The 1992-nt window shown below is 74.6% G+C and carries 2 protein-coding genes; both read right to left on the minus strand.

All coding sequences use genetic code 11. From position 1 onward, the window contains the following. Positions 1-135 precede the first annotated feature (135 nt). Positions 136-846 (minus strand): helix-turn-helix domain-containing protein, encoded by a 711-nt coding sequence (locus ACFV5N_RS27420; RefSeq protein ID WP_385605120.1) that lies wholly within the window; start codon positions 844-846, stop codon positions 136-138. A gap of 82 nt (positions 847-928) precedes the next feature. Continuing rightward, positions 929-1759 (minus strand): endonuclease I family protein, encoded by an 831-nt coding sequence (locus tag ACFV5N_RS27425; protein ID WP_385605123.1) that lies wholly within the window; start codon positions 1757-1759, stop codon positions 929-931. Positions 1760-1992 lie beyond the last annotated feature (233 nt).

Here is a 1992-nt window from a genome sequence, read left to right on the forward strand (position 1 = left end):
GGACCAGTACAACCTGCTGCTCTTCCCCGTCCTCCTCGGTGCCGGGAAGAGCCTGTTCGGCCGGGCCGACCGCGACAAGCAGATGCTCACGCTGCGGGAGTCGCAGAGCTACCCGAACGGCATCCTGAAGCTGGTCTACGACGTCCGGCGCTGATCCAGGTCGAGGGCGATCGCTCCGCCGCTCCCCTCGCGCAGTTGCCGGGCCGTGCGCCCGACGTAGGAGCGCAGCGCCCGGGCCAGGTGCGGCTCGTCGAAATAGCCGAGCTTCGCGACGACATCGGCGGCCCGCTCGCCGGCCGCCAGCAGTTCGGCCGCCGTGCGAGCCCGCTCGATCTGCCGGACGGCGCCGCGCGTCAGCCCGGTCGCGGCCCGGAAGCGGCGTTCGACGGTACGGTCCGACACGGCGGGCCGCTCGCCCCGCAGCACCCCGGCCACGAGCGGGTCACGGACGACGGCCCCGGCCCGGACGAGCCGCGCGACCAGCGCCTCGGCGTCGTCGGGTCCCGGTGTCTCCCAGCGGGTGCCGTCCAGCCGGAACATCCGGCGTGTGGTGTCGGGGAGTTCCACACCGCCGTCGACCAGGGCCGGGGTGGGTACGGCCCGCAGCGAGGTGCCGAGGGCGAACTCGATGCCGGTGAACGCCGCGCCCTCCGGTACCGGGGCCGTGCCGGTGCTGGTCTCGGGGCCGGTGACGGCCGCGTACGCCCGGCCGTCCCGGGCCCAGAACACCAGGCCCCAGCGCACCCCGGCGACGGAGGTCATCGCCGTGGTCCGCCCGCTCGTACAGGTCCACACGGTGTCGACCCACGGTGAGTCGGACCGCCGTGTGTCGAAGCGCAGTCCCATGGGGCGGAACGATACGCCGCGGGCCGGAGCGGCGGGCCCGGTGGCCGGACCGGACGGCCCGCGCACCGGGCCCGCCGCCGGCTCACCAGATGGCCTCGACCCACTCCGGGTGGTCGATGAACGGGTTGCGGTTGTTCTGGTAGTCCTCGAAGATCACGTCGTTGCGCCGCTTCTCCGCCGCGTCCGGCGGGTCCTGCTCGTGCCACTCCTTGAGAACGGAGAGCCGGCCGAGGTAGGGCACGCTGCCGTTGCCCGCCGTGTCGTTCAGCTCCAGGTCGGCGAAGCCGTCGCCGCCCTCGTAGCGCACCGCCATGTAGAACACCATGCGGGCGACATCGCCCTTGACCGCGTCCCGGGGCTCCCAGGAGTCGGAGTCGGTGTAGTTGCCCGGGGCGTTGGCGACCGGGCTGCCGCCCTTGTCGAAGTCCTTGTTCCCGCGCGCGCCGTTGACCTGTACGTCCTCGGGCCGCAGATGGTGCAGGTCGGTGCCGGGGCCCGGCGCGGTGCCGAAGTCGCCGTGCGACTGCGGCCAGACGTGTTCGCGGTTCCACTGGCCGGTGTTGCCGCCGTTGCTGGAGGCGCTGCGGGAGATGCCGCTGTAGAGGAGCACCACGTTCCCCGGCCGGGCGGGATCGGCGTCGGTGACCTTGAGGGCCTCCCACACCTGGGAGTACGTCAGCTGGGTGGTGTCCTCGCTGATGATGTCGTGCAGGGCCTGCTTCAGCGGGGCGCCGGTCTTGCCCTGCGCGTCCTGGTAGTAGGCGTCGTCCGCGGCGGTGGCCCGCGGCAGCGGCGCGAGCAGCACCGCCGCGAGCGCGGTGGCGACGGCGCCCGGCAGCAGCACCCGGCGGAAGCGCGCGGAGCGGGCGGGCAGCGGGGCCGGGGCGGTGGCGGTGGGGGCGGGATCGGACATGTGGGGGCCTCTCGCCGGAGGGGAACGTCCGCGGCACGGACGCGCGTTGTCGTGATCCTGCCACGCACGGCGGGGTGCTACGCGCGTCCAGCACGACCATCGCCCCACCCCCACAGGACGCCCCGGCGACCACCGCGCCACCACCCGGTGCGCCGCGGCGTCCCGGCGGCCGCCGTGGGACCACCGCCGCACACACCCGGGGCCGGGGGGGCGCAACCCCCGCACCCCCCCCC

The organism is Streptomyces sp. NPDC059853, assembly GCF_042731495.1.
Classification (GTDB): domain Bacteria; phylum Actinomycetota; class Actinomycetes; order Streptomycetales; family Streptomycetaceae; genus Streptomyces.

What these genes read in the sequence shown, in the direction of transcription:
- ACFV5N_RS27420 (WP_385605120.1), bottom strand. Translation starts at nt 846, where the DNA reads ATGGGACTGCGCTTCGACACACGGCGGTCCGACTCACCGTGGGTCGAC.
- ACFV5N_RS27425 (WP_385605123.1), bottom strand. Translation starts at nt 1,759, where the DNA reads ATGTCCGATCCCGCCCCCACCGCCACCGCCCCGGCCCCGCTGCCCGCC.